We start from the raw sequence: 26,972 nt of genomic DNA, 5'->3' as shown, positions 1-26,972 counted from the left end.
TATAGTTTTTTATTTAGTTTCTCATTTATTTACCATCGTCGGTATTTATGTCCTTTTACTGCGTAAAAAAGAATCATTACATACGATGGCAAAAGCATTAAATACGCCAGCTGATTGCCACTTCTTGAAGTTGCCTGTGTACCGGCCGCAATATTTGACTCATTAATAGTTTCGGTAATCAAACCATAGAACAGCGGGAAAATGGCACCGCCAATAATTCCCATAATCAAAATAGCACTTCCTATTTTAGTATATCCGCCCAAATCTTGTAATGCCATTGGCCAAATTGCCGGCCAGCAAAGTGCATTTGCCAAACCTAAAAGCGCTACTAAAAGAATCACAACTGGCAAAGGTGGAATTCCGGGAAGCTGAATCATTATTTTAGGCGAAATCACAACAATTGCCAGAACCAGAATAATTCCTAAAACTCCAGATCCTTGCAAAGCCGTTGCTTGCGAAAGGTGCTTCGGAATCAATGTTATTCCTAAAATATAGCCGACAACCATTGCCGACATCGTAAAAGAAGTTAATTTGAGATAAAAATTTCCTTCATCACCATAAACCCCTAATTGTTTTCCAAAACCTCCGATCGAATCTCCTGCCAAAACTTCTGCAGAGATGTAAAGCATCAAAGTAATAACTCCAAAAACCAATTGAGGTCGCCTGAAAGCATTTTTAACTTGTTTAAAAACACTCAGATGCTCCACATTTCCATCTTCATCCAAATCAATTTCTGGAAGCGGGGAAAGCTTCACAAATAAAGCTAACACCATAATAATCAATCCCATATAAAGATAAGGTCTTTGCAATTGTAATGCAAGAGAATTCAATGCATTTGATTTTGAAACCGAATCCAACATGGCAATTTTATCTGCTGTAAACTCCTGCATATTAGACAGAACCAAAGCCGTCAATACAATTGGCGCTACAAATCCCGCCAATTTATTAGCAATTCCTAAAACACTTATTCTCGTTGCTTGCACTTTCTCTTGGTCCAATTACCACTACATACGGATTTGAAGCGGTCTGCAAAATGGCCAAGCCTGTTCCCATAACAAAAAGCGCTATCAAGAACAATAAAAATGTACGGCTTTCGGCGACTGGATAAAACAAAAATGCGCCAAGAGCAATGATGAGCAATCCGAGCGAAATCCCATTTTTATAACCTACTTTCTCAATTACCCACGATGATGGCACTGCCATAACAAAGTAAGCAATGTAAAAAGCGAAAGTCACGAAATAAGCCTGAGACGATGACAGTTCGCAAGCCAATTCAAAAAACGGAATCAACGGCCCATTTAGCCACGTTACAAATCCGAGAATAAAAAATAATGCAGTCAAGATAACCATCGGAATAATTGAATTCCTTTTTATTGCTGGTATGACATTTTCAATGTTTGACATAATACTTTTGGTTGATTGTTAATAGATTTTTTGTTTTTCCAATCTAATTTAGAATCAACACTAAATTTATCTATTTGCATATTTTGCGCAAATGTATGCATTTTTTTGCAACACCAAAATTAATACAATAAATGATGGTTATCCTAAAACAGAAATGAAGATTTTGTTATTATTAATTATGAATTCCAATCGAGTACTGGATAGTGTTTTTTAAGATATTCTTTTACATCTGCAATATCTTCTTTTGCCGTCAAATCAGGCACATGCTCGGAAAATGGGATTCCGATTGTAGTATTTGGACTTGCTTTTACAGCATTCAAAAGAACCGTTGGCAACTCCTTTTCATCCCTTTCTGGATTTACCGGACAATTTTTAAGATGCAGGTATAAAGTACTTCCTGTAAACTTAAAAGCATTCATGCTAATCCTGATTTTTCCTTCTTTATCCTTATAATTTTGCAAATCATTTGCAGAAGGTTTTTCTAAAATATCAAGCAATTGATTATTTTCATCTAATTTTGCAATAGCAAAACGCGAAATTCGTTCCGACGGAAATTCCAAAGCATCGCGATCATAACTTATAAACGCATTAGGGCTTGCTGTTTTTCTTAATGCCGATAAAGCATCAGCAGAATATAAATTATCACTATTACAAACCGAATATTCCATTCCGTTTAGCTCTGGATATTGCTCAACTGCCTGAAACAAAGCATCTGCTGTACCAAAAGGCTTTGTTCTTCCTTCTGGAATATATTGTACGGCAAATGAAATGTTGAGGCCATGAAAATCATTATCAGCATCATGGCTTCCGTAAAATTCTTTGAACAATTCTCCCTGTTCGCCTATAATGATATAAATGTTCTCATAGCCCGCTTTTTTTGCATTCAACAACAGGTAATCCAACAAAGGCCTTCCGGTTGAACCTACACCAATCAAGCCTTTGCTTCTTTCATTTGCCTGAGCGATTTCTTCTGCAGACAAATTATCTGCAATAGCTTCTTTTTTCATGCGAGACGATGCTCCGCCCGCTAGAATAACTAAATTGTTGTGCATATCTTCTTTTCTAAATTTCAATATTTTCAATAATTCTGACACCAGGATCAACTATTACTCCATAAGCTTCTTGGGCACCTGCGTTCAAAATTGCTTCAATCACCAAAGCTTCTTTTTTAGGATCTACAATCACCACAATGCCGCCGCCTCCGCCAGAACCTACAATTTTTGCACCGTACGCACCAGCGCGCAAAGCCGCATTTATCATATCATCAATTCTAGGAACGGTAATCTTCAACAAATCACGCAAGACTTCGTGATGCTGATTCATCCAAAAACCAATCTTTTCAAGATTCAAAGCTGGTTTTTCAAACTCTTTCAAAGCTTCTTTTGTATAATGATAATTTTTTAGAGTCGCTTCAAAAAACGGAATCAAACGATCTGGAAGACAATTTTTGTATTTCCCAATATCATCTATTTCAGAAGCATTCAAATCAAAATCAGGGTAATTTTGTTTTACAAGATCAATTGCCATTAGCGCATTCCCTTTCAATTCTCCAATCAACCCAATAGTCTCCTTAGGCACTCCAGAAACTCCTGTAATCAAGCCTTTTAATTCGGTTCCGATGCATCGGTATGAAAAAGGATCTTTTGTATTAATATAAACGATATTTCCAACTCCGATACTGAAATGATCCATCATACCGCCAGGTTCTCCGTGTTCTAACACTTCAGATGCATATCCCATTTTAGCAATAAATTCTGGCGTCACTTCATCATCAACCCCAAACGCTTCGATCAAAAAGCGAATCCAAGCCATTAACAATGCAGATGAGCTCGATGTTCCCGAATTTATTGGAATATCTCCTGTGATCGTAATATCATAACCACATGTAGGCACACAGCCATGTCTGCGCAAAACACGCAATGAGGAAGCGAAATAATCGCGTGGTTCCAATTTCTCAAAAGAGGCATTAATATCAATGACACGAACTTCATTGATATCAGTCATATTAATAACAAATGTGTTAGTATTATTTTGCTCTGCTGTAAGCTTTATGTTTCGATCTATCGCGCAGGCTATAACAGGCAATCCCAAATAGTCCTGATGATCTCCAAAGAGACAAGTACGGCCCGGGGCTAATGAAGTAATTTTTCTCATGTAAAAAATTCACATTAAAACATTAAAAATCAATAATTTAAAATGTTTGTTGGTTATTAATTTTCTTTTCTTTTTTAGGTTTTGATTTTACGAAACTATATATTATATTTTGATAAAACAAGAAAAAAACAAAAAATGTGCTCGAACACACTAATTTTATGTTCTCGAGCACACAATTGAATTATAGCGAAAAAATTTACTGATTATTAAATCAAAGTTTTTATATTTGCTTATATGGATAAAAAGTATACGATTAAGGATATTGCTCAAATGGCAGGAGTTTCTAAAGGAACTGTTGACCGTGTTTTGCATAATAGAGGAAAGGTTTCTCCTGCCGCTTTGGAGAAAATCAATGAGGTTCTGAATGTTATCGACTACGAACCCAATCTCATCGCCCGAAATTTAAAAAGCACGAAAATTTATCGCATTTGCGTTTTACTCCCAGATCCGGCATTTGACCCCTATTGGCTTCCTTGTGTCAACGGAATTCAAGATGCCATAATCGAGTTTAAAGCATATAACGTTATTATTGATACTCATTATTTCAATCCTGAAAGTACAAAATCTTTTTAAAAGTCAATGAAAACATTATCGCTCAAGCACCTGATGCTGTTTTGCTCACGCCATTATTCCATAAAGAAACCGTTGAAATCATAAAACAATATGACGAATTAGGCGTCATGGTAAACACATTCAACAACGAAGTCGAATCTTCCTATATTAAAAGTTTTGTGGGACAAGATCTTCACAAAAGCGGACGCGTTGCCGCCAGCTTAATGAATTTGATTTTAAGCCAAGGCCAAATTGCCATTATCCACATTGACGAAAGCCTTAAAAATGCAGTTCACATGCAGGAAAAGGAAAAAGGTTTTAGAAATTATTTTGAAGAAAAAGAGCTTCATGACTATTCAATAACCACCTTGAAACTGAAAAACTCAAACATCGAAACGAAATTTGCTTCATTCTTAGAAGAAAATCCCGATTTAACCGGAATTTTTATTACTACCTCAAAAGCATATCAAATTGCTTCATTGCTATCTTCAGCTAAAAGCAAAAAAATCGCACTTATAGGTTATGACTTACTTGAAAAAAATGTCAATTTCCTAAACCAAGGATTGGTGCACTTTTTAATCCATCAAAATCAAAAAAGACAAGTTTACCTAGGAGTCAGCACATTAGTTGAACACTTTTTATTCCGAAAAGAAATCCCTGATACTATTTTACTGCCAATAGACATTATTAATGTTGAAAATGCTTCTTTTTACGTGTCATGATTAAAAAAAGGTGCAAAGTTACAAAGTTACAAAGGGACAAAGATTTAAAACTTAGCAACTTTTTTGCTTTGTTGCTTTATTACTTTGCCCCTTTGTAACTTTGTTCCTTTGAACCTCAAAAAAGCTATTCCATCAAAATAAACATTCCGAATGAAGAAGCGATATGAAAATTTGGCGTTTCCGTATTTGGGTTTACCCAGGAAATCCAAGTTGGTTCATAATTTTGACTTTCAGTTTTGGAGAATTTTGCCCTGAAAACACCTGCTTCGATTTTATTATTTTGAATCAAGTTTAATTCCTTCAGCGATTTAATACTGATAATCCCTTTTACCGTGAAAGAGATTTCATCTTTTGACGCATTTATTCTTAAATCTTCTTTTGGCCATTTCCAATCAAAATCGAAAACTTTATCAGGTCGTGCCTCAAAATCCATCAATCTTGCCGAAGTATCCATTTCTAGACAATAATACGGATTCAAAGAATAATTTGTTCTAAAAAACAATTCAACACGATCAGAATTTCCAATGCTGTCAATACTATTATCTTTTTCATCAATATAAATATCAGTATCAAAAACTCTGAAACTAAAATATAAATTTTCAAAATCCCAAAGTGCACGAAATTCAATTTTAGAAATTGATCACTATTCCAAGGTGATGAAAAATCGGTAAGACAATTTGCATTTTCTAAAAAAATGAATCGGAAATTTCACCTTCATTTTTTAAGTTTTTATCGATTAAAACTACCTGATATTCTTTCATGATTTTAATTAAAAGAAAGTTAATTTTTGATTTTGAAAAAAAGCTGGAACAACTTCAAATTCGGCTTCTCTTCCATTCACTTTTTACGACGTCTAATATAGTTCAAAAAATGAAGAAAAAAGTTTCGTTTTCGCGTCGATAAAATTAAAATATCGCCTTCAAAACCCATAAGAAAACACTGCTTAATTTATATGTTTTTCAATCACTAATTGCGAAATTCACAAGTTTTTTTAAAAACCTCATTTATAATTCAAAAAACAGACATTTTTCTATACCTGCGAATTTCTGGAATATTTTAAAAATATCACATCATTTTAGCGTAAAAAATGTATCGCACAAATTTATGTGCTCGAGAACATAAATTTTGTGTGTTCGAGCACATTTTTTGTGTTTTTTCTTGTTTTATAAAAATATAATCTATAGTTTCGTCAGAGATTAATCTTAAAACTGAGTTAAATCAGTAAAATTTTTGATGATTTTGAAGCCTAAAAAACGATCAAAAATGAAGTGAATAAGCTGTATTCCGACTAAAAAATCAAACTGATTTTTTTTTGCAGAAATCAATACGGCAGAAATCAAGTAAAAAACAAAAAAGAATTTGCGAATCAAAAAAGAAGTCTAAAACCTACAAACAACAAAAAACAAATTAAACATTAACCAAAACCAATTTTCGTATGAAATTATTAACCCAAAAAAAGCCAAGAGATTTTCGGATTAACAATTTATCCGGTAAAGAAATTAAACTGACATTACTTTCATTGTTGGCATTTACATTTCAAGCTTCGGCAGTTTCATCAATAAATACCTCTGAGAAAAATTATTCTTCAATATTTTTTGAGAAAACCATAAAAGGTACCGTAACAGATCAGAATGGCTTGCCCCTTCCGGGTGCAAATGTTGTGGTGAAAGGCACGACAAAAGGAGTTCAGACCGATGTTGATGGAAGTTTCTCGATTACAGTAGCTGATAATGTTACTAAACTTATCGTAACCTACATTGGTATGGAAGATCAAGAAGTATCAGTAGGAAGCTCTCCTCTAAAAATTGTCATGAAAGAAGCAGGACAAAAATTAGATGAAGTAGTTATTGGATACGGAAAATCAAAGAAAAAGACCTTACTGGATCTGTTGCTTCTATAAGCAAAGACAACTTGAACTTAGGCGGAACAGTTTCAAACGTTGGGCAAGCTTTACAAGGTCGTGCTTCTGGGGTTCAGGTACAACAAAACAGCTATGCCCCTGGAACGAATCCTTCAGTTGTAATTAGAGGAGGAAACTCGATCAATACTTCGAATGCTCCTTTGTATGTAGTGGATGGATTTATTACGAGTACTGGAGGATCTATCAGCCCAAATGATATTGAAAATATTCAGATTTTAAAAGATGCCGCTTCTACTGCAATTTACGGTGCTCGAGGCGGAAACGGAGTTATTTTGATTACTACCAAAAAAGGAAAATCAGGAAAAATGCAGGTTGAGGCTGAAATTTCTGATGGTTTTCAAAACATCATAAAAGAGCCATCATTAATTACAGGGCAACAATATGCAGATATTCAAAACGCAATTGCATTGGAAAATGGAAGACCACCAGTTTTTCCAGCAAGTTTTCCTATTGCAAATACAAACTGGTTTGAAGCCGCAACGCGTCCGGGCGAGGTTTTAAACAGAACGCTTACTTTCAGCGGAAGCGACAAAACATCTAAATTTTTCCTTTCTGGAAACTATTTGAAACAAACCGGAGCAATTGAAAATACAGATTTTGAAAGATATACTGTAAGAATGGGTGGCGAGAAAAGATTTAATGACAAATTAAACATGGGAACTAATGTTTACGGCGCTGTAAGCGAAGGAAACAACAGTGATTTTGGCGATAATATTTTATCTCCAATGTTCTCTATCCAGACTGCACCTCCAACAATTCCAATTTACAATGCTGATGGTTCTTATTACAAATATCAAGGTAAAGATAATGCCTTGGCTCTTTTACTAGAACCTACTGACCACACTATCAACAGAATGGTGAACGGAAATATGTTCTTGGATTATGAGATCATTAAAGGTTTAACGTATCATTTTGGTGCTGGTGCTGAATGGCAGGAAGTTATTCAAGGAAAATATACGCCAAGTACTTTAGTAGCTGGAGTCGCGTTAAAAGGATCTGGATCTGAAGAAAACAGAACGTATTTCAGATGGAGTACTGAACAATATTTGACTTATAAGTTTAATGTTGCTGAACAACACGCATTTACTGCAATGATTGGAACTTCAAACCAAAAAGATACTTATGAGAGAGTAAAAGCGGCAGGAACTGGTTTCTCAAGCGACTTGCTTACTTATTACAATCTTCAAGGAGCCGCAGTTTACTTGAAACCAGAAACTGAAAAAACAGAAACAAAACTTACTTCTTATTTTGGAAGGTTAAATTATGCATTCAATGACAAATATCTTTTCACTTTTACAATAAGAAAAGATGGTTCTTCTCGTTTTGGGCCAAACAACAAATTCGGTATTTTCCCATCTGGAGCGGTTGCTTGGAAATTGTCTAATGAATCATTCATTCAAAATCTGAACACTTTTTCTGATCTTAAATTAAGAGCCAGCTACGGTATTACAGGAAGTGATGGGATTGGTGACTACTCATACATGAGCAGATTGCAATCATGGGGTGTAACGATTGCTCCTGATGAATTTGTTGCGGGTACTGAACCAGCCAATTTAGCAAACCCGAATTTGAAATGGGAACAAACAGCTCAAACAAACATAGGTTTGGACATGGGATTCTTTAATGACAATCTTACTGTTACAATTGACGCCTACAAAAAAAGAACTTCTGATGCTCTTTTGAATGTTCCTGTTGGAGGATGGTGGGGATTCGGTACTCAAAGAGTTAACTCTGGAGTTATTGACAACAGCGGTATCGAGTTAGGGATCAGCACTGTAAACTTTAAAACTGATAAATTCACTTGGAGTTCATCTTTAAACTTAGCTTACAACAAACAAGAAATTGTTTCTCTTGCTGATAACGTAAAAATCATCAGTACAAATACTTCAAATCCAAGCGGAACTGTTTCTGGACAAGAATTTACAAGATTAGAGCCAGGAAAAGAAATGGGCGTTTTATACGGTTATAAATATGCCGGAGTTATCAAAACCGGAGAAACTTATGCTCCACAGCCACTTTCTAAACCAGGAGATCCAAAATATGTGGATGTTGACGGAGACGGAACAATTACTGCGAGCAGACAGAACTTATTTAGGAAATTCTATTCCGCATTATATTGCTGGTTTCAATAATGATTTCAGATATGGAAATTTTGATATGAATATCTTTTTCCAAGGAGCTTTTGATTATTCTGTGTATAATATGACTAGAATGGTTGGGGAATCATCTACAAGCACAGATGCTTTGAACCGTTGGGTTGCAGGAACAAATGAAAACACTGATATTCCGAGAGATGGATACTACAAAAGCAAATATGGAAGCTATGTGAATTCAAAATTTGTTGAAGAAGCATCTTACCTACGTTTGAAAAATGTTTCTATTGGTTATTCAATTCCTGAAAGCGCACTAAAAACCGTAAAATTTATTGACAGCATCAGATTATATGCTATCGGACAAAATTTATTGACAATCACAAACTATTCTGGAAACGACCCAGAGGTTAATGGGCACTCAGGAAACAATTTAGGTGGTGGAATCGACTTCAACTCGTTCCCAGCTTCAAGAACTTTTATACTTGGTATTAAAGTAGCTATTCACTAGTCTAAAAGCATTTTTTAGTAACATTAAATTTATGAAAATGAAAAAATATACAATATTATTCCTTTTACTCGTCGCAGGAGTACAATTTTCGTGCAACGAAGACTTGGATCCAACAGTGTATAGCAACTTGACTAATACGAATGGATACCAAACCAAGTCAGATGCTATTGCGTCAATCAATTCCATTTACGGAAGACTGAAAGGTCCTGCTGTAGGTGATAACTTTTCATACTGGGCTACAAGACACTTCGCTTTGACTGATATTGCTACCGATTTAGGTCATTGTCAATACGGGGGAGATCCAGGACAATTATCTCTAGGAACTTGGAGTTCAACAAATGGTCTGCTTGCAGAAGATTGGAATGCAATGTACAAGTTGATTGCTAATGCTAACAATGCAATTTTCAACATTACACCAATGTCCGGAATTACAGCGGCAGAAAAAGCACAGTTTATAGCTGAAGCGAAATTTTTGAGAGCTTCTGCCTATATGGATTTGACAGATTCTTGGGGACCGGTAATTTTAATCACCGAAGCCAATTTAGGAAGTCCTGGTTATTTAGATCAGACACCGCCATCATCTGTTGAGGAAATTGATGCTTTCCTTGTAAAAGAATTGACTGAAGTCGCGAATGTATTGCCGGTAAACTATAAAAGCAATGCTATTTATAGTACAAATGACGTTGGTCGAGCTACAAAAGGTGCTCGCACTTACTTTACTAGCAAAACTTTATATGCGCAGTCATGACTGGCAAAAAGTAGTAACATTGACACAGCAAGTGATGGCTTTAAACGAATATAGTTTATATCCTTCTTACTTAGGCTTGTTTAAAGAAAGTAATAAATGGTGTAGTGAAAACATCTTTTCTTCTTTGAGTGATGCAAACACAAACGGAACAGAATTATTGAATCATTTTGGACCAATCGATCACCCAGTAGTTCAAAACAGATGGCAGTATTATACAGTAAACTGGGATTTCTACAACACTTTTGGTGATGAAGATGATAGAAAAAAATGTTTCTTCCCAGAATTTATGGGAACTGACGGTCTTCTTCATAAACAAGCGCCATCATTAGGAGCTCAGCCGCCAGCTGGCGAGTTTTATATGCCAGACGTGTCAACAAGAAAATATGCTGATGATGAAACAACAACATATTACGACGGACACAGTGTGAATATTTTGCGTTATGCTGATGTTTTATTAAGCAGAGCTGAAGCTCTAAATGAAATCAACGGCCCGACTGCTGAAGCTATTAACTTGATCAACCAAGTAAAAGGAAGATCACACGCAAAATTATTGGTTTTAACAGGTCTGACAAAAGAAAGTCTGAGAGACGCGATATTGCAAGAAAGAGGCTGGGAACTTTTCTATGAAGGAAAACGCCGCGCAGATTTGATCAGAATGAACAAATATGATGTTCTTGTAAATGCTTATCATCTTAGAGTTGGAGAAGCGGCACAAATCAAAATGCCACAAAATAAGTATTACACTTATCCGCAGAGTCAGGTAAATCTTAACCCAAAATTAAGCAACGCCGACAGACAATAAATAAATTTTTAAATCAAGAATAGGCAGTTAAAATTGTCTGTCTATTCTTGATTTTTTACACAAAAAAAGTACTTTTCTGTTTCACAAAGAAGACCTTTAAGATGATCAAAAAATTAGTATTAAAATGGAGTTTTATTTTGGTTTTGCTTGTTTTGGCAAGCTGTTCCAAAAATCAGGGCAATGGTATCACAAATATTAACATTGGGACTCATAGCAACAACGAATTGAAAATTCAGATCGATGTTACTACGAAGGACGATGTTCAAGTATATGCAGAATATTGGTCTGATAAAAAAGGAAACAAAGACAAGATGACTTCTCCGATTTCAAAACCTGGTTTTGAGCATTCTTTGGTTCTTTGCAACATTATTCCAGAAACCAATTATAGTTATCAATTATTTACAATTCAGAACGGGGAGAAAAAACCAAGCAAAGTCTACACTTTCAAATCAAGAAAACTTCCGGAATGGCTTCAAAAACAATTCAAAGCCAATTGTCCGAAACCAGAATTATTGCCTGCAAATTTCAAAAAAGGCTTTTTGCTTTTGGCGAAAAGAGAAACTCCTGGAACCGCTTATATTGTTGATTACAAAGGAAATTTAAGATGGTATCATACCGTTGAAGGAACAGGATTTAAAGTTGTACATTTTACAAAAGAACAAACGATTCTTTCGATTTTAGGAACAAATGATGAGCCAACAAGCTACGGAAGTGAGATTCTAGAAATCAATCTTCAAGGCGATACTTTAACACATATTAAAAAAGGCCAAGGCGATTTAAAACAAACAATTCATCATGAAATCATAAAAAAATCGGCTAATGAAATTGTGGTTTTAACGGTTGACCAAAAAATAATCGATTTGACTTCCATTGGAGGAAAAAAACAAGATACAATCAACGGCGACGGAATTCAAATTTTGGATCGAAAAGGAAAACAGCTTTGGAAATGGAGCGTTTTTGATGATCTAGATCCGTTTAAAGATAAAAATTTATTAAAAACCAAGAAAGACTGGACGCACGCCAACAGTTTAAGCTATGATACAGATGGAAATTTCTTAATCTCTTTCTATAATAACGGCCAGATTTGGAAAATCAATTCAAAAACCGGAAAAGTAATCTGGAAATTAGGAAAAGATGGCACAATGAAAATGGCTTCTGATACCAATTTTTCTCAAGCACACAGCCGCACACATTGATCAAGAAGGAAGTTTATTGTTTTTTGACAATGGTGTCGATATCAAACAATCTTCTGTTTTTGCTCTAAAAGTTGACGAAAAAACAAATTCAGTAAAACTGGATTTTCATATAAAATTACCAAAAGATATTTATAATGACCGAATGGGAAGCGCATATATGATCAATAAAGATCTTCTTCTTGTTTGCTGTTCAAAAAGACATATAACAGTTTTAACCAATAAAAAAGGGGTTTTGTTATGGGCATTAGAATCTGAAATTCCGCCATACAGAACAATCTTTATTCCTGAAGAAAAATTGAAACCTTTTCTTCTAAATTAAAAAAATACTAGCCATGAAAAAAACAATTCTTATCGGACTTTTTTCAGCATTTTCAATAGCTGTTTTCAATTCCTGTACCAAAACAAATTCTCAAACTTTGGCTTCAACAACAACCGAAGAAGGAGAAGAAGATGAAGGCTACATCACAATTGATACTTCTCAAATACCAGATGATCAATTTGGAGAATCGGTTCGTTATGGAAGAGAATTAATGATGAAAACGGCTTATTATATTGGCCCAAATGGTACTAAAGGAAAATATTTAGGCAATAAAATGAATTGTACCAATTGTCATCAAGATGCAGGAACAAAACCTCATGCATTCAATTTGATGTCTTCGCATGACAATTATCCACAATACCGTGGACGCGAAAACAAGGTGCTTACATTGGCAGAAAGAGTGAACAACTGCATTATGCGCCCGCATTCCGGAAAACCGCTTCCGTTGGATAGTAAAGAAATGGTGGCATTTTTATCTTATTTTAAATGGATCAGCAAATTTGTGCCAAAAGATGGTAATTTTAAAGGAGCAAAAAATCTAGAAATAGAATTTCCAGATGTTGCGGCAAGTCCAGAAAGAGGAAAAGTTTTATTTGCTGAAAACTGTGCAAGATGCCATGGAAATAATGGTGAAGGAGTTTACAATGCTGACAAATCTGGTTACACTTATCCTCCACTTTGGGGCGAATATGGTTATCAGCCAGGTTCAAGCATGCACCGCGTTATCAAACAAGCACAATGGCTAAAAAGCAATATGCCTTATGATAAAGTAACGCTTGGAAAACCTTATTTGACAGATAAAGAAGCTCTTGACATTGCGGCTTATGTAAATGACGATTCGCAACATACAAGACCAAACCCAAAAACATTTGATTATCCAAATAAAATGGGCAAACCAATCGATTATTCGCATAGTCCTTTTCAGGATAATTTTACTGAAGAACAACACAAATACGGTCCTTATAAACCAATTATTGCATATTGGAAGAAAAATGGATGGAAAGCTGTTTACTAAATAAATCTAACTACACCTTATTAATTGAATATCAAACACAATGAAACTAAACAAACAAACTTTAAATCAGATATTGATCATGAGCTTTTTCATTTTCAGTATTTCATTGACTGCACAAATAAAATATTCAGACGGAAATGACAGCTGGAATCCGAACCAATTAGGAAATCATCGTGCTGTAATTGCGTTTTCTGGTACAGGAAATGTTGCAAAAACAACTATTGAATGGCGAAGAAGAGACCAAAATCCTGAATTAAAGAAAATTATTGTTCAGGATGCATCCGGAAAAGATATTCAGAATATAAAAACAGAAAATATCAATAGAGAAAACGGAACTATTTTCTTCGAACCTATTTCAGGCAAAGGGACTTATTACGTTTATTATATGCCTTATGTTGATGAAGGAACTGCAAATTATCCAAAAGGAATTTATCAAAAACCTGAAGATAAAGCTAATACTGAATGGGTTTCTAAAATTAAAACAAATACAAAAGACAATTGTTCTGTTACTGAAATTCAGAGTGTAAATGCTTTCAATAGTTTTTATCCGATGGAAGTGATTGCAACGGCTTCTGAGACTTCAGCGCTTCTTGCAAAAAACAGTGGAAATTCTTTCTTGGTTTTCCCGGAAGACAAAGAACATTCAATTAAATTAAAATCGGATTTGCCACAAAGATGGATTCAAAAAGGTGTACAAAACAGTTTTTCGGATACGGCAATGAAAGGCGAATATTTAGCTTTTCAATTGGGAGTTTATGCACTTGAAGATTTAAAGAATGTAAAAGTTACTTTCACAAATTTAGTTGGTCCAACTGGTTCAATTGATGCGAAAGATATAAACTGTATCAATACAGACGGAACAAGATATGATGGTTCTCCTTTCACCAATACCGTTTCGGTTTCAAAAGGAAAAATTCAGGCAATGTGGTGCGGAATTGACGTTCCTCAGACTGCAACTGCTGGAACTTACAAAGGAAAAGCGACTGTTACCGCTGATGGAAAATCAAAAGAAATCGAACTTCAAATTACAGTAAGCAATGAAGTAACAAAAAACGGAGGCATTGACAGTCCAGAAAAAATGACGCGTTTAAAATGGTTGAATTCTACATTAGCTCAGGAAAATACGGTTATTGCTCCTTATACTCCACTAGCCGTAAATAATTCTGAAATTTCTTTATTAGGAAGAAAATTGACTTTGGCTCCAAACGGATTTCCAGCTCAGATCCAAACTTATTTCACTCCAGAAATGACTTCTGTAACAACCAAAGCAAATGATATTTTAAGTTCGCCAATCGATTTTCATTTTGTTGATGCATCTGGAAAAGAAGTGCAATGGAAAAATAGCGGTGTAAAATTTACTAAAAAAGAAGCGGGAACGGTTTCTTGGGAAAATACTTCGACTTCAAAATCAGTTCAAATGGATGTAAATGCTTCTGTTGAATTTGATGGTTTCGTACATTATACAGTTAAAGTTACAGCACTTGAAGATGTTTCATTTAATGATATTAATTTCCAAATGTCAATGCGACCAAATTCTGCAAAATACATGATGGGATTAGGTCAAAAAGGTGGAGATCGCCCTGCAACTTTCGACTGGAAATGGGATGTAGCACATAAAAATCAAGATGGTGCTTGGATCGGAGCTGTAAATTCTGGATTGCAGTTTTCTTTAAGAGACGAAAAATATAGTAGCCCTTTAAATACTAATTTCTATTTACAAAAACCTTTATTGTCGCCTACTTCATGGGGTAACGAAAATAAGGGCGGTATTACTATAACGCCAAACCAAAAATCGGTTGTAGTAAATGCGTATAGCGGTGCTAGAACAATGAAAAAAGGCGATGTTTTATATTATAATTTCAACTTATTAATTACGCCTTTCCATACCATAAATACCGATTTTCAATGGGATACAAAGTTTTACCACAAATACAGTCCAATCGATTCTATTGCTAAAACTGGTGCAACGGTAATCAATATTCACCACGCAAATGCGATTAATCCGTATATCAATTATCCTTTTATCGAATTTAAAAAGATGAAATCGTATATCGATGAAGCGCATCAAAAAGGATTAAAAGTAAAAATCTATAATACGGTTAGAGAGGTTTCTAACAAAGCTTATGAGACTTTCGCTTTAAGAAGTTTAGGTCACGAAATTTATTCTCCAGGAAAAGGTGGAGGATTCTCTTGGCTACAAGAACACGTTGGAGACGATTATATCGCGACTTGGTTTGTTCCTGAAATTAAAGATGCTTGCAATCGTAAATAGCGGTATGAATCGTTGGCATAATTATTATGTTGAAGGAATGAATTGGCTAACTCAAAATGTTGGAATTGACGGAATTTATCTTGATGACGTTGCTTTCGACAGAATCACGATGAAACGTATCAAAAGAGTTTTGACGAAAGACGGACATCCTGGAATTATCGATTTACACAGTGCGAACCAGTACAACAAAAGCGACGGATTTAACAACAGTGCCAACTTATACATGGAGCACTTCCCTTACATCAATAAATTATGGTTTGGAGAATATTTTGATTATCAAAAAAATCAACCTGACTTTTTCTTAACTGAGGTAAGCGGAATTCCATTCGGATTAATGGGAGAAATGCTTCAAGATGGCGGAAATCCATGGAGAGGAATGGTTTACGGAATGACAAACAGATTGCCTTGGAGCGACGGAGCTGATCCAAGAAATATCTGGAAAGTATGGGATTCTTTCGGAATCAAAGGTTCTGAAATGATTGGATATTGGAGCGAAAATTGTCCAGTAAAAACAAACAACGACAAAGTTTTGGCAACAGTTTATAAAAAGAACGGAACAGCTTTAATTTCAATTGCAAGCTGGGCAGATGCCGATGTAAATGTGAAATTGAATATTGACTGGAAAAAACTAGGAATCAATCCTGCAAAAGCAACTATTATGGCTCCAGAAGTTACCAATTTCCAACCTGCAAAATCGTTCACAGCAAAAGACGAAATTCCAGTTTCTAAAGGAAAAGGTTGGTTGTTGATTGTTAAATAATAAAATCCATATTGTTGTGCCGTTAGGCACTATATATTGGTAGAAAACAAGAATTAGAAAAAATTTAGCGTGCCGTAGGTACGCAACAAAACGATAATTATTGCGTACCTACGGCACGCCAACGTATTTGAACCTGATTTTTTCTACCAATATTTAGTGCCTGACGGCACATCTAACACCAATTAACACATATTAAATCATTGAAATTTATTTAATCTGTGGCAAAAAACAACCACAAATAAACAAGCTCTCCATCATGAAATTTAGACCATTATTATCAATTCTACTCTTTGGAAGCCTCTTTGTCACCGCACAAAACAAACCAACCGTAAAAGAATACAAAAAAGTATTTACCACATATCCGTTCTCAGATCCTGATCCGATTCCGAAACCTGATACCAAGTTTTACCCGTATTTTCGTTTTGACGGTTTTACAGACAAACCCGTTCAGAAAGAATGGAAAGTAATCGAAATTGAAAACGATTATATCAAAATAATGATTCTGCCAGAAATTGGTGGAAAAGTTTGGTCGGCTATAGAAAAATCTACAGGAAAAGACATTGTTTACAATAATCATGTGGTAAAATTCAGAGACATTGCCATGCGCGGACCGTGGACAAGTGGCGGTGTTGAAGGCAATTACGGAATCATCGGCCACACACCAAATTGTGCCACTCCTGTCGATTATAAAATCATAAACCGAGAAGACGGAAGTATTAGTCACGTGATTGGAGTTTTGGATTTATTGACGAGAACTTCTTGGAAATTAGATATTAATCTGCCGAAAGACAAAGCTTATTTTACCACAAATTCGTTCTGGTCAAACACAACTGAATTCGAGCAGACCTTACTACACTTGGATGAATACTGGAATAAAAGCGACCGAAAATCTGCAATTTATTTATCCGGGACAAACTTATATTGGTCATAACGGAGAATACAATTCGTGGCCAATCGATAAGGAAAACGGTAAAGATTTATCATTCTACAAAAACAACAATTTTGGCGGTTACAAATCGTATCACGTATTCGGGAAATATGATGATTTCTTTGGCGGATATTATCACGACGAAGATTTCGGAATGGGAAGATACGGCAATCACGATGATAAACCGGGCAAAAAAATCTGGATTTGGGGATTGTCTCAACAAGGAATGATTTGGGAAAAATTATTAACGGATACTGATGGACAATATGTAGAAGTTCAAAGCGGAAGATTGTTTAATCAGGCAAGCGAAGGCAGTAATCTTACACCTTTCAAACAGCGCTCATTTGCACCATATCAAACCGATACTTGGACCGAATATTGGTTTCCTGTAAAACACACAAAAGGTTTTGTGAAAGCCAATAATTATGGTTCTGTTAATATTAAAAACGAAAACGGCTGGCTGAAAATCTATTTTTCTCCACTTCAAAAACTAAATGAAAAAATTGAAGTTTTTGAGAACGATAAAAAAGTGTATTCTAAAGATATTGCTTTGAATACCATGCAAACTTTTAAAGACTCTATTCAGATAAAAGTTGATTCTAATAAATTGAAATTTGTTTTGGGCGACAATAAACTAGTTTGGAATTCTGCTCCAGAAGATGGAAATATCAATCGTCCTGTCGAAATTCCGAAGGATTTCGATCATAATTCAATTTACGGATTGTATCAGCAGGGAAAAAATTATATCGCTTTTAAAGATTATGTTCTGGCTGAAGACAAATTGAATGCTTGTTTGAAACTTGATTCAAACTATGCTCCTGCTCTTTCTGCATTGGCTTCTTTACAAATCAGAAAATTAGATTTTAAAGGAGCTGTAAATTCAGCAAGCAAAGCTTTATCAATAGATACTTACGATGCTTCGGCGAATTATTTTTATGCTTTGGCAAATTTCCATTTAGGAAATAATACCGATGCAAAAGATGGTTTTGACATTGCGGTACGCAAGCGTTGAATTCCGCAGTCCAGCTTATACCGCTTTAAGCAAAATTTATTTGGCCGAAAATGACTTGCCAAAAGCGGTTGAATATGCTGAGAAAAGTTTAGTATACAATCAATACAACATAGAAGGCTTACAGGTTTTAGCGGTTTTATATCGTCTTCAAAATAATTCTGATAAAGCAAATTCGGTTTTAAAAAACATTACACAATTGGATCCGCTGAATCATTTTGCTGATTTTGAAAAATACCTTTGGAACAATTCAAACGATTCAAAAAATGCTTTTGTTTCTGCCATTCAAAACGAAATGCCAGAACAGACTTTTCTTGAATTGGGAATTTGGTACAATAATATAAGCCGAAAAGAAGATGCTCTGAAAGTGTTTTCTATTGCAGAATCAAGCGCTGAAATTATTTATTGGAAAGCCTTTTTAGAAAATAAACCAGTTGATTTAAGCAAAATAAAACCGGGAACAAGTTTCCCTTTCAGAAATGAAACAGCTGAAATTTTAAAATCATTAATTAAAACAAATGATCAATACCAATTAAAATATCATTTAGGATTAATTGAATGGAACCGCAACAGTATTTCAGAAGCTAAACAGTTGTTTTCACAATGCGGTACAAAACCAAACGATCCTGCTTTTTATGGCGCAAAAGCTTCTTTATTTAAAGATGATGCTTCAATAGTATTGGCAAGTCTTCAGCAAGCCATAAAATTGGATCCGCAAGGCTGGAGATACCATAAAATGTTGGCAGAACATTACATCGCTCAAAAACAATTTGACAAAGCGCTTACAACAGCTGAATCTTTCTATAAAAAACATCAGGACAATTATTTGATTGGAATGCTGTACGCCAAAACATTATTGCTGAACAAAAAGTATCGTGAAGCCGATTCGTTCTTAACCAAATTGCAGATTCTTCCTTTTGAAGGTGCAACGGCTGGAAGACAATTGTATCACGAAGCTAAATTGATGCAAGCTTTGGCAGAGATGAAAAACAAGCAATACAAAAAAGCATTACAATTTATTGCTGATGCTAAGCTATTCCCAGAAAATTTAGGAGTTGGAAAACCATATGACGAAAATATAGATGAAAGACTAGAAAACTGGCTGGATTATCAATGTTATACCAATCTTGGAAACAAAGAAATGGCTTCAAAATCTTTAGATAAAATTGTCGCTTTTCATCCAGTAGTGGATAATACGGTTATGAATTTTCTTCCAGCAAATCAATTGGTTTCGGCTTGGGCGATTGAAAAAACTTCATCTGCTCAAGAAGCTGAAAAATGGATTAAAACGCAGGCCAATTTATATCCGACAAATAAAATAGTTCAGTGGAGTTTATTGGCTTATACAAAAAAATCATCGAATTTTTTAAGTGAAGATGAAAAAGACGGTGAAGTGAGAATTATCGAAAAACTTTAAAAAATATAGTAAAAGTAAAATACAATTAGCTGTACTTTTAAACCACAAAACAATCATTTAAAATCAAAAAAATGAATAACCTTTTCTTAAAATGTACTCTTTTTGGCCTTGCCTTATTCGCAGTTCAAAATACAGAGGCACAAAACACAGACAAGAGCAAAGACGAATTGTCTGTTTACCGAGTTACCCCTCAAAAAGTTCACGATTTAATTCACACTAAACTTGACGTTTCCTTTGATTATGGCAAAAGATACTTGTATGGGAAAGAGTGGCTGACTTTAAAACCTCATTTCTATGAAACCGATTCACTTACGCTTGACGCAAAAGGAATGGATTTTAAAGAAATTGCAATTATTGAAGGAAACAAAAAAACAACTTTAAAGTATACATATGACAATGAGCAGACTTTTTATTGCCTTAAACAGAAAATACAAAAGCACTGAAAAATTCACTATTTACATTAGTTACACTGCAAAACCAGATGAATTAAAAGTAAAAGGAAGTGCCGCAATTACAGACGCGAAAGGATTATATTTTATAAATCCTGATGGAAAAGATGACAAGCCAATCCAGATCTGGACACAAGGAGAAACAGAAGCATCATCGGCCTGGTTTCCTACAATCGATAAACCAAATCAGAAAACAACTTCTGAAATTGCAATGACGGTTGACGCAAAATATGTAACACTATCTAACGGTAAACTGGCGTCACAAAAAGTCAATTCAAACGGAACCCGCACGGATATCTGGAAAATGGAATTACCACATTCGCCTTATTTGTTTATGATGGCTGTTGGTGATTTTAAAATAACCAAAGACACTTACAACGGTAAAGAAGTGAGCTATTATCTGGAACCAAAATATGCCCCATACGCAAAACAAATATTTGGTAAAACTCCGGATATGATGAACTTTTACAGCAAAATGCTAGGCGTTGAATATCCGTGGGCAAAATATGCGCAAATCGTTGCCAGAGATTATGTTTCAGGCGCAATGGAAAATACATCTGCAACCTTGCATGGAGAGTATGTACAGAAAACAGCCAGAGAATTACTGGATGATAATCAAGAAAGTACAATAGCTCACGAACTTTTTCACCAATGGTTTGGGGATTATGTAACAGCTGAATCGTGGTCGAACTTAACCATGAATGAATCTTTTGCCACTTTTGGAGAAGTGCTTTGGCACGGTCACGATGCTGGACAAGACGCGGAAGACAGATCACGTTATGAAAAACTTCAAAATTATCTTCGTTCACAGAAAAATGGAAACAGCGAAATATTAGCACGTTTTCATTACAAAACTGCAGAAGATATGTTTGATAACATCAGCTATTCTAAAGGTTCAATCATTTTGTATGCAATGAAAAACCAAATGGGTGACGAAGCCTTCTTCAAAGGACTAAATCATTATTTAACTACAAATGCTTTTAAATCTGGTGAACCGCATCAATTGCGTTTGTCTATGGAAGAAGTGACAGGAAAAGACTGGTTGCCTTATTTTGATCAATGGTATTACAATGCCGGAAGTCCGATTCTGGATGTGAATTACAGATATGCTAACGGAAAAGTTATCATTACAATAAGTCAATCTCAGGATAGTGCGGTGCAAACTTTTACACTTCCTTTAAAAGTTGATTTTTACGTAAACGGAAATAAAATAAGAAAAGATATTTTAATTAATGAAAGACAACAAAGCTTCAGTTTTGATCTTCCTTCAAAACCAGAATTTATAGATTTAGATCCAGATAAAATCCTAGTGGGCGAAGTTAAGGTAGATAGAAAAACTGTCGCTGATTATCTATTCCAATATAAAAATGCACCATCTTATTATAACCGAATTGAAGCTATAAAATTTGCTTCAAAAGATAGAAGTCAGGAGTCACAACTTATTTTACTGGAAGGCTTAAAAGACCAACAAGAAGATTTAAGAGTACTGAGCATCAAAGCAATTGATTTGAATGAAAAACAAACCAAAGATCAGGTTTTAAAAACGCTTCTTGATATTGCTAAAAATGATAAAAAGACGATTGCAAGAGCCAATGCCATTGTAAAATTAGCTTCTACAGGCGATGCTTCTTATAAAAGTTTAATGGAAGAAAGCATCAAAGAACAATCATACAACGTAATTGCAACAGGATTAGCAGGATTAACAAAATATGCACCAGCCGAAGCAGATAAAGCATTGGCATCATTAGATGACGATACCAAAAAACACGTAACGCCATTAATGAGAAGATTTAATAGTCAAAAATAATTAGCAAGGTCCATTTGAATTGTTTTGTTTTTGAAAACCTCTCTAATCTGGTTCATTAGAGAGGTTACTTTTAAAAGAAAAACCAAAATCACAGCAAAATGAAAAACTTATTTTACTTGTTTTTTGCTTTCGTATTAGTGTCTTTTTCGAATGAGAAAAACGATGCTGAAACTACAATTTCTATTCCTTTGGCTGGAAATGCTTTTAGTTCTGAACATATTGACGGAAGTAATACAATTACAGACAATGGCATTGAAAATTGGATGAATCCTAAGGAGTTTTTTACTTTATATTTTAAAATTTCAAAACCTGGAACTTTTCAGATTTCTGTTGAAGAATCAGTAGAAGTTTTTGGAAAATCGGAAGTTGAATTTTCTATAAACAACGACTCTAAAAAAGTAAAATTTGTTGCATCAAAAAAAGCGGTTTCCATTGGAACTTGGACAATAAAAAAGAAGGCTATGTAGCATTAAAAATAAAAGGAATCAGTAAAATTGGTACTCAATTTCCTTCTATAAACCGCATAACAATTTCAAGCAAAGATTTTGATGGAAAAATTTCTTATGTTCCAAATAACGAAGGAAACTTTTATCATTGGGGACGCCGTGGACCTTCGGTTCATTTAAATTATCAAATTCCCGAAAATATTAATGCAGAATGGTATTATAATGAAATTACCGTTCCTAAAAACGAAGACAAAATAGGCTCTTATTTTATGGCAAATGGTTTTGGCGAAGGCTATTTTGGAATTCAGGTAAATTCGGCATCAGAAAGACGAATTCTGTTCTCCGTTTGGAGTCCATTTGAAACTGATAATCCAAAAAGTATTCCTGATTCACAAAAAATCAAAATGCTCAAAAAAGGAGAAAATGTTCATACCGGAGAATTTGGAAGTGAAGGTTCCGGAGGTCAAAGTTATCTGAAATATATGTGGAAAGCTGGTACAACCTATAAATTCTTATTGCGAGGAAATCCTCAAAACGACAATTCTACAAATTACACCGCTTATTTTTATGCGCCAGAATTAAAAAAATGGTTGTTGATTGCGAGTTTCAATCGTCCTCAAACACATACTTATTTAAAAAGATTTCATTCCTTTTTAGAAAATTTTGTTCCTGAACAAGGTGATTTATCGCGAAAAGTTCTATTCAATAATCAATGGATTTGTGATGAAAAAGGAAATTGGATTGAAGTTAATTCGGCTCGTTTTACAACAGACAATACCGGCACAAAAGGGTATCGCATGGATTTTGCCGGCGGGCTGGAGAAGAATTCTTTTTATCTAAAAGATGGCGGTTTCTTCAACGATTTCACAACACCAAAAACCATTTTCACAAGACCATTAAACAATAAAAAACCGGAAATCAATTTTGATGCTTTGCCTTAAAAATGATTGCTTTAAATAATCAAAAAAATAAATAACCACACATGAAAACTCGTATTTTAAAACTCTTTTTAATCGTCTGTATTTTATTTGGCTGGACAGTCTCAGCACAAATGATCAAGACCAAAACACCATCAAGGCCAAAAGGACAGCAAGATGTTCTTAGAATGTCTGCACCTGCTATTCCTAAAGTTCGTATTGCTTTCATTGGTTTAGGAATGCGAGGGCCTGGCGCTGTTGAACGTATGACCCATATTCCGGGTGTTGAAATTATCGCACTTTGTGACATGAAGCAAGAAAACACTTCAAAAGCCAATGAAATCTTGGCAAAAGCCGGATTCCCAAAAGCTCAGGAATTTTATGGCGATGAAAATGCTTGGAGAAAAGTTACAGCCCTGCCAAATGTAGATTTAGTTTATGTGGCAACAGATTGGCTTCATCATGCCGTAATTGGAGTTCAGGCCATGAAAGACGGAAAACACGTTGCAATCGAAGTTCCGGGAGCATTGACCATGAAAGAAATCTGGGAACTCATTGATACTTCAGAAAAAACGAGAAAACATTGTATGCAATTGGAAAACTGTGTTTATGATTTCTTCGAATTGACAACTTTAAATATGGCGCAACAAGGTTTATTTGGAGAAATTCTTCATGCGGAAGGTTCTTACATTCACGGATTACAGCCGTTTTGGGGAGAATACTGGAACAACTGGAGAATGGATTACAACATTAAACACCGTGGCGATATTTATGCGACACACGGAATGGGACCTGCGTGTCAGGCACTAAATATTCACCGTGGCGACAAAATGAATTTCTTGGTTTCTATGGATACAAAAGCAGTTGGAAATCCCGCTTATATCAAAGAAAAATCGGGACAAGAAATTAAAGATTTTAGAAACGGAGACCATACCATGACTATGATTCGCACTGAAAACGGAAAAACAATTCAAATTCAGCATGACGTTACTTCTCCTCGCCCATACAGCAGAATGTATCAATTGAGCGGCACAAAAGGTTTCGCAAATAAATATCCTTTAGAAGGTTATGCTTTGGATGGAAAAGAATTAGGCGACGATGTAAAACCAAACCACGAAAAATTAAGCGCACACTCTTTTGTTCCTGAAGAAGTGAAAAAAGCTTTAATGGAAAAATACAAACACCCAATTGCCAAGGGAATTGAAGAACAAGCCAAAAAAGTAGGCGGTCATGGCGGAATGGATTTCATTATGGATTATCGTTTAATTCACTGTTTGCAAAAAGGACTTCCTCTAGATATGGATGTTTACGATTTAGCAGAATGGTCTTGTTTAGGTCCACTGACAGAAATTTCATTAGATAATAATTCTGCACCCGTAGAAATTCCTGATTTCACACGAGGAGGCTGGAACAAACTTAAAAAATTAGAGTTTTCAGAATAAATATTGGTTAGTTAGGAAGACAAGAGGGCAAAGTTTATATTTGTCCTCTTGTCTGTTTTCAAGCAAATCTTATCACAACACAATGAAAAAAATAGCTTTATTTCTTTTTATCGCTTGTTGCTTATTTTCCGAAGCATCAGCACAGAACAAACAAACTTTCGCAATCAGCGATGGAAATTTTCTTTTAGATGGAAAACCGATTCAAATTCACTCTGGAGAAATGCATTATTCCCGAATCCCTCAGCCATATTGGAGACATCGCCTAAAAATGATGAAAGCAATGGGATTAAATGCCGTTGCCACGTATGTTTTCTGGAATTACCACGAAATTGCTCCTGGGATTTGGGATTTTAAAACAGGAAATAAAAACTTAGCCGAATATATTAAAACCGCCCAAGAAGAAGGACTATTTGTGATTTTACGTCCAGGTCCGTATGTTTGTGCCGAATGGGAATTTGGTGGTTATCCTTGGTTTTTGCAAAACGTTCCGAATATGGTAATTCGTGGAAATAACAAGGAGTATTTAGCGGCAACAAAAGCTTATTTTACCGAATTATACAAACAAGTTGCTAATTTGCAAATCACGAAAGGTGGCCCAATTATTATGGTTCAAGGCGAAAATGAATTTGGTTCTTACGTTTCACAGCGAAAAGACATTTCATTAGAAGAGCATAAAAAATACAGCGCCGCAGTTTTTCAACAATTAAAAGATGTTGGTTTTGAAGTTCCGTTTTTCACTTCAGATGGAAGTTGGCTTTTTGAAGGTGGTGCTTTGCCAGGAGCTCTACCAACTGCAAACGGTGAAGATGACGTAACAAAACTTAAAAAAGTCGTAGATCAATTCCATAATGGGAAAGGCCCATATATGGTTGCAGAATTTTATCCGGGCTGGCTAGATCATTGGGCAGAACCATTTCCTATTCAGAAGCCGGAACAGACTGTCCGTCAAACCAAGAAATATCTGGACAATCAAGTTTCTTTCAATTATTATATGGTGCATGGCGGAACCAATTTCGGATTTACGTCTGGTGCAAATTACGATAAAGAGCACGACATTCAGCCTGACATGACATCGTACGATTATGATGCCCCAATAAGTGAAGCGGGTTGGGCAACTCCAAAGTATAATGCATTGAGAGAACTTTTAAAAACCAAAGAAACCCCAAATATTCCGGATCAGATTCCAGTAATTACGATTCCGAATATTCCCCTTTCGAAAGTAGTTGATTTAGATGATCTAAAATCGAAAATAGAACCTGTTATCGAAGATACGCCACAAACATTTGAGCAATTAAACCAAGGAGATGGTTATGTTTGGTACAGCAAAAAATTTACACAACCAATTAGCGGAAAATTAGAATTAAACGGTTTACGTGATTACGCTATCGTATATGTTAACGGAAAAAAGTTGCCGAGCTAAACCGCTATTACAAAAAATACGACTGTGAAATTGAAGTTCCTTTCAATGCAACTTTAGATATTTTAGTTGAAAATATGGGACGCATTAATTATGGTTCGCAGATAAATTCTAATAACAAAGGAATTATTAGTCCAATCATCATCAATGGCGAAACTATTACTGGAAATTGGGAAATGTACAAACTGCCAATGGATAAAAAGCCAGATTTAACTGCTTATAAAAACTCAGGAAAAGCAAATCGTCCTACTTTATATCAAGGAACTTTTGATCTGAAAAAGACCGGAGATACATTTCTGGATATGAAAGATTGGGGAAAAGGAATTGTTTTCATCAACGGAATCAACATTGGCCGTTATTGGAGTGTTGGTCCGCAACAAACGCTTTATGTTCCAGGATGCTGGCTGAAAAAAGGCAAAAATGACATTACAATTTTTGAACAGAAAAATGAAACAATTCAGAAAGAAGTCAAAACAATTGCATCGCCAATTTTACAAGATCTAAAACCTGAAAAAGGTTAAAAAAACCATATTAAAAAGCTCTGGAATAAGCAGATATTCTATAAACAAAAGCCCCAGCGGGGTAAAATATTTATAGAATTTAAATCAAATAAATGAGAAAAAGCTCCAGCGGAGCGACATCTTTAAGATATGTCGCTCCGCTGGAGCTTTATA

General features: G+C 35.1%; 26 protein-coding genes and 1 pseudogene. 22 read left to right on the top strand and 5 right to left on the bottom strand.

All coding sequences use genetic code 11. The features are described 5' to 3' along the window. Positions 1–29 precede the first annotated feature (29 nt). The 4 genes from ACQ9BO_RS11145 to ACQ9BO_RS11130 form a co-directional block, all read right to left on the bottom strand. A complete protein-coding gene (locus ACQ9BO_RS11145; protein ID WP_431244761.1) occupies positions 30–983 on the bottom strand; it encodes a hypothetical protein in 954 nt (317 codons plus the stop codon). Beyond that, complete coding sequence (locus ACQ9BO_RS11140; RefSeq protein WP_431244760.1) at positions 946–1,404, bottom strand: MFS transporter; 459 nt, start codon at positions 1,402–1,404, stop codon at positions 946–948. Before ACQ9BO_RS11140 ends, ACQ9BO_RS11145 begins: the two co-directional genes overlap by 38 nt. 176 nt (positions 1,405–1,580) lie before the next feature. Beyond that, positions 1,581–2,477 (bottom strand): sugar phosphate nucleotidyltransferase, encoded by an 897-nt coding sequence (locus ACQ9BO_RS11135; RefSeq protein WP_431244759.1) that lies wholly within the window; start codon positions 2,475–2,477, stop codon positions 1,581–1,583. Continuing rightward, the gene (locus ACQ9BO_RS11130; RefSeq protein WP_431244758.1) at positions 2,467–3,558 is read right to left on the bottom strand and encodes a mevalonate kinase family protein; all 1,092 of its coding nucleotides are present in this window, start codon (positions 3,556–3,558) and stop codon (positions 2,467–2,469) included. The genes ACQ9BO_RS11135 and ACQ9BO_RS11130 overlap by 11 nt, the downstream gene beginning before the upstream one ends. 234 nt (positions 3,559–3,792) lie before the next feature. Here ACQ9BO_RS11130 and ACQ9BO_RS11125 point away from each other — a divergent pair, with 234 nt between their 5' ends. Both ACQ9BO_RS11125 and ACQ9BO_RS11120 read left to right on the top strand, forming a co-directional pair. Next, positions 3,793–4,131 carry a LacI family DNA-binding transcriptional regulator gene (locus ACQ9BO_RS11125; RefSeq protein ID WP_431244757.1) on the top strand — a complete coding sequence of 113 codons (339 nt, stop codon included), beginning with the start codon at positions 3,793–3,795 and terminating at the stop codon, positions 4,129–4,131. Between the two features lie 41 nt (positions 4,132–4,172). Next, a complete protein-coding gene (locus ACQ9BO_RS11120; protein ID WP_431244756.1) occupies positions 4,173–4,832 on the top strand; it encodes a substrate-binding domain-containing protein in 660 nt (219 codons plus the stop codon). 124 nt (positions 4,833–4,956) lie between these two features. On the opposite strand, the gene ACQ9BO_RS11115 is transcribed toward ACQ9BO_RS11120, so the two are convergent. Then, positions 4,957–5,460 carry a sugar-binding protein gene (locus tag ACQ9BO_RS11115; RefSeq protein WP_431245105.1) on the bottom strand — a complete coding sequence of 168 codons (504 nt, stop codon included), beginning with the start codon at positions 5,458–5,460 and terminating at the stop codon, positions 4,957–4,959. 807 nt (positions 5,461–6,267) lie between these two features. On the opposite strand from ACQ9BO_RS11115, the gene ACQ9BO_RS11110 reads away from it, so the two are divergent. From ACQ9BO_RS11110 to ACQ9BO_RS11015, 20 genes and pseudogenes are all read left to right on the top strand, one after another. Next, on the top strand, positions 6,268–6,732 hold the full coding sequence (locus ACQ9BO_RS11110) for a carboxypeptidase-like regulatory domain-containing protein (RefSeq protein WP_431244755.1): 465 nt from the start codon (positions 6,268–6,270) through the stop codon (positions 6,730–6,732). 11 nt (positions 6,733–6,743) lie between these two features. Further along, on the top strand, positions 6,744–8,885 hold the full coding sequence (locus ACQ9BO_RS11105) for a SusC/RagA family TonB-linked outer membrane protein (protein ID WP_431244754.1): 2,142 nt from the start codon (positions 6,744–6,746) through the stop codon (positions 8,883–8,885). Further along, positions 8,800–9,354 (top strand): hypothetical protein, encoded by a 555-nt coding sequence (locus tag ACQ9BO_RS11100; RefSeq protein WP_431244753.1) that lies wholly within the window; start codon positions 8,800–8,802, stop codon positions 9,352–9,354. The genes ACQ9BO_RS11105 and ACQ9BO_RS11100 overlap by 86 nt, the downstream gene beginning before the upstream one ends. Before the next feature lie 37 nt (positions 9,355–9,391). After that, a complete protein-coding gene (locus ACQ9BO_RS11095) occupies positions 9,392–10,102 on the top strand; it encodes a RagB/SusD family nutrient uptake outer membrane protein (protein ID WP_431244752.1) in 711 nt (236 codons plus the stop codon). Then, the gene (locus ACQ9BO_RS11090) at positions 10,056–10,904 is read left to right on the top strand and encodes a RagB/SusD family nutrient uptake outer membrane protein (RefSeq protein WP_431244751.1); all 849 of its coding nucleotides are present in this window, start codon (positions 10,056–10,058) and stop codon (positions 10,902–10,904) included. Before ACQ9BO_RS11095 ends, ACQ9BO_RS11090 begins: the two co-directional genes overlap by 47 nt. Before the next feature lie 101 nt (positions 10,905–11,005). Then, the gene (locus tag ACQ9BO_RS11085; RefSeq protein WP_431244750.1) at positions 11,006–12,100 is read left to right on the top strand and encodes an aryl-sulfate sulfotransferase; all 1,095 of its coding nucleotides are present in this window, start codon (positions 11,006–11,008) and stop codon (positions 12,098–12,100) included. Positions 12,101–12,116: 16 nt separating this feature from the next. After that, positions 12,117–12,419: a hypothetical protein gene (locus tag ACQ9BO_RS11080; protein ID WP_431244749.1), complete on the top strand. Its 303-nt coding sequence runs from the start codon at positions 12,117–12,119 to the stop codon at positions 12,417–12,419. A 13-nt stretch (positions 12,420–12,432) separates the two neighbouring features. Beyond that, on the top strand, positions 12,433–13,434 hold the full coding sequence (locus tag ACQ9BO_RS11075; protein WP_431244748.1) for a c-type cytochrome: 1,002 nt from the start codon (positions 12,433–12,435) through the stop codon (positions 13,432–13,434). A 40-nt stretch (positions 13,435–13,474) separates the two neighbouring features. Continuing rightward, on the top strand, positions 13,475–15,706 hold the full coding sequence (locus ACQ9BO_RS11070; RefSeq protein WP_431244747.1) for a glycoside hydrolase domain-containing protein: 2,232 nt from the start codon (positions 13,475–13,477) through the stop codon (positions 15,704–15,706). Next, positions 15,687–16,466 (top strand): glycoside hydrolase domain-containing protein, encoded by a 780-nt coding sequence (locus tag ACQ9BO_RS11065; RefSeq protein ID WP_431244746.1) that lies wholly within the window; start codon positions 15,687–15,689, stop codon positions 16,464–16,466. The genes ACQ9BO_RS11070 and ACQ9BO_RS11065 overlap by 20 nt, the downstream gene beginning before the upstream one ends. 256 nt (positions 16,467–16,722) lie before the next feature. Continuing rightward, a complete protein-coding gene (locus ACQ9BO_RS11060) occupies positions 16,723–17,397 on the top strand; it encodes a DUF5107 domain-containing protein (RefSeq protein WP_431244745.1) in 675 nt (224 codons plus the stop codon). Next, a complete protein-coding gene (locus tag ACQ9BO_RS11055; RefSeq protein ID WP_431244744.1) occupies positions 17,327–18,406 on the top strand; it encodes a DUF5107 domain-containing protein in 1,080 nt (359 codons plus the stop codon). Before ACQ9BO_RS11060 ends, ACQ9BO_RS11055 begins: the two co-directional genes overlap by 71 nt. Further along, positions 18,381–19,820, top strand: coding sequence for a tetratricopeptide repeat protein (locus ACQ9BO_RS11050; RefSeq protein ID WP_431244743.1), 1,440 nt, complete (start codon positions 18,381–18,383; stop codon positions 19,818–19,820). The genes ACQ9BO_RS11055 and ACQ9BO_RS11050 overlap by 26 nt, the downstream gene beginning before the upstream one ends. A 71-nt stretch (positions 19,821–19,891) precedes the next feature. Continuing rightward, positions 19,892–20,263 carry a hypothetical protein gene (locus tag ACQ9BO_RS11045; RefSeq protein ID WP_431244742.1) on the top strand — a complete coding sequence of 124 codons (372 nt, stop codon included), beginning with the start codon at positions 19,892–19,894 and terminating at the stop codon, positions 20,261–20,263. Continuing rightward, the gene (locus ACQ9BO_RS11040; protein ID WP_431244741.1) at positions 20,217–22,076 is read left to right on the top strand and encodes a M1 family metallopeptidase; all 1,860 of its coding nucleotides are present in this window, start codon (positions 20,217–20,219) and stop codon (positions 22,074–22,076) included. Before ACQ9BO_RS11045 ends, ACQ9BO_RS11040 begins: the two co-directional genes overlap by 47 nt. 98 nt (positions 22,077–22,174) lie before the next feature. Then, a complete protein-coding gene (locus tag ACQ9BO_RS11035) occupies positions 22,175–22,543 on the top strand; it encodes a DUF5077 domain-containing protein (protein WP_431244740.1) in 369 nt (122 codons plus the stop codon). Beyond that, positions 22,516–23,463, top strand: a complete 948-nt coding sequence (locus ACQ9BO_RS11030) for a DUF3472 domain-containing protein (protein ID WP_431244739.1) — start codon at positions 22,516–22,518, stop codon at positions 23,461–23,463. Before ACQ9BO_RS11035 ends, ACQ9BO_RS11030 begins: the two co-directional genes overlap by 28 nt. A 41-nt stretch (positions 23,464–23,504) precedes the next feature. Beyond that, positions 23,505–24,881, top strand: coding sequence for a Gfo/Idh/MocA family protein (locus ACQ9BO_RS11025; protein WP_431244738.1), 1,377 nt, complete (start codon positions 23,505–23,507; stop codon positions 24,879–24,881). Positions 24,882–24,963: 82 nt separating this feature from the next. Then, positions 24,964–26,426, top strand: a pseudogene (locus tag ACQ9BO_RS11020) (glycoside hydrolase family 35 protein); the annotation flags it as partial. Between the two features lie 48 nt (positions 26,427–26,474). Continuing rightward, on the top strand, positions 26,475–26,819 hold the full coding sequence (locus ACQ9BO_RS11015; RefSeq protein WP_431245104.1) for a hypothetical protein: 345 nt from the start codon (positions 26,475–26,477) through the stop codon (positions 26,817–26,819). Positions 26,820–26,972: the final 153 nt, after the last annotated feature.

The sequence above is a fragment of the Flavobacterium sp. P21 genome (genome assembly GCF_050632225.1).
In the GTDB taxonomy this organism is placed as follows: Bacteria; Bacteroidota; Bacteroidia; order Flavobacteriales; family Flavobacteriaceae; genus Flavobacterium.
This window is presented reverse-complemented; position numbering and strand designations above follow the sequence as displayed.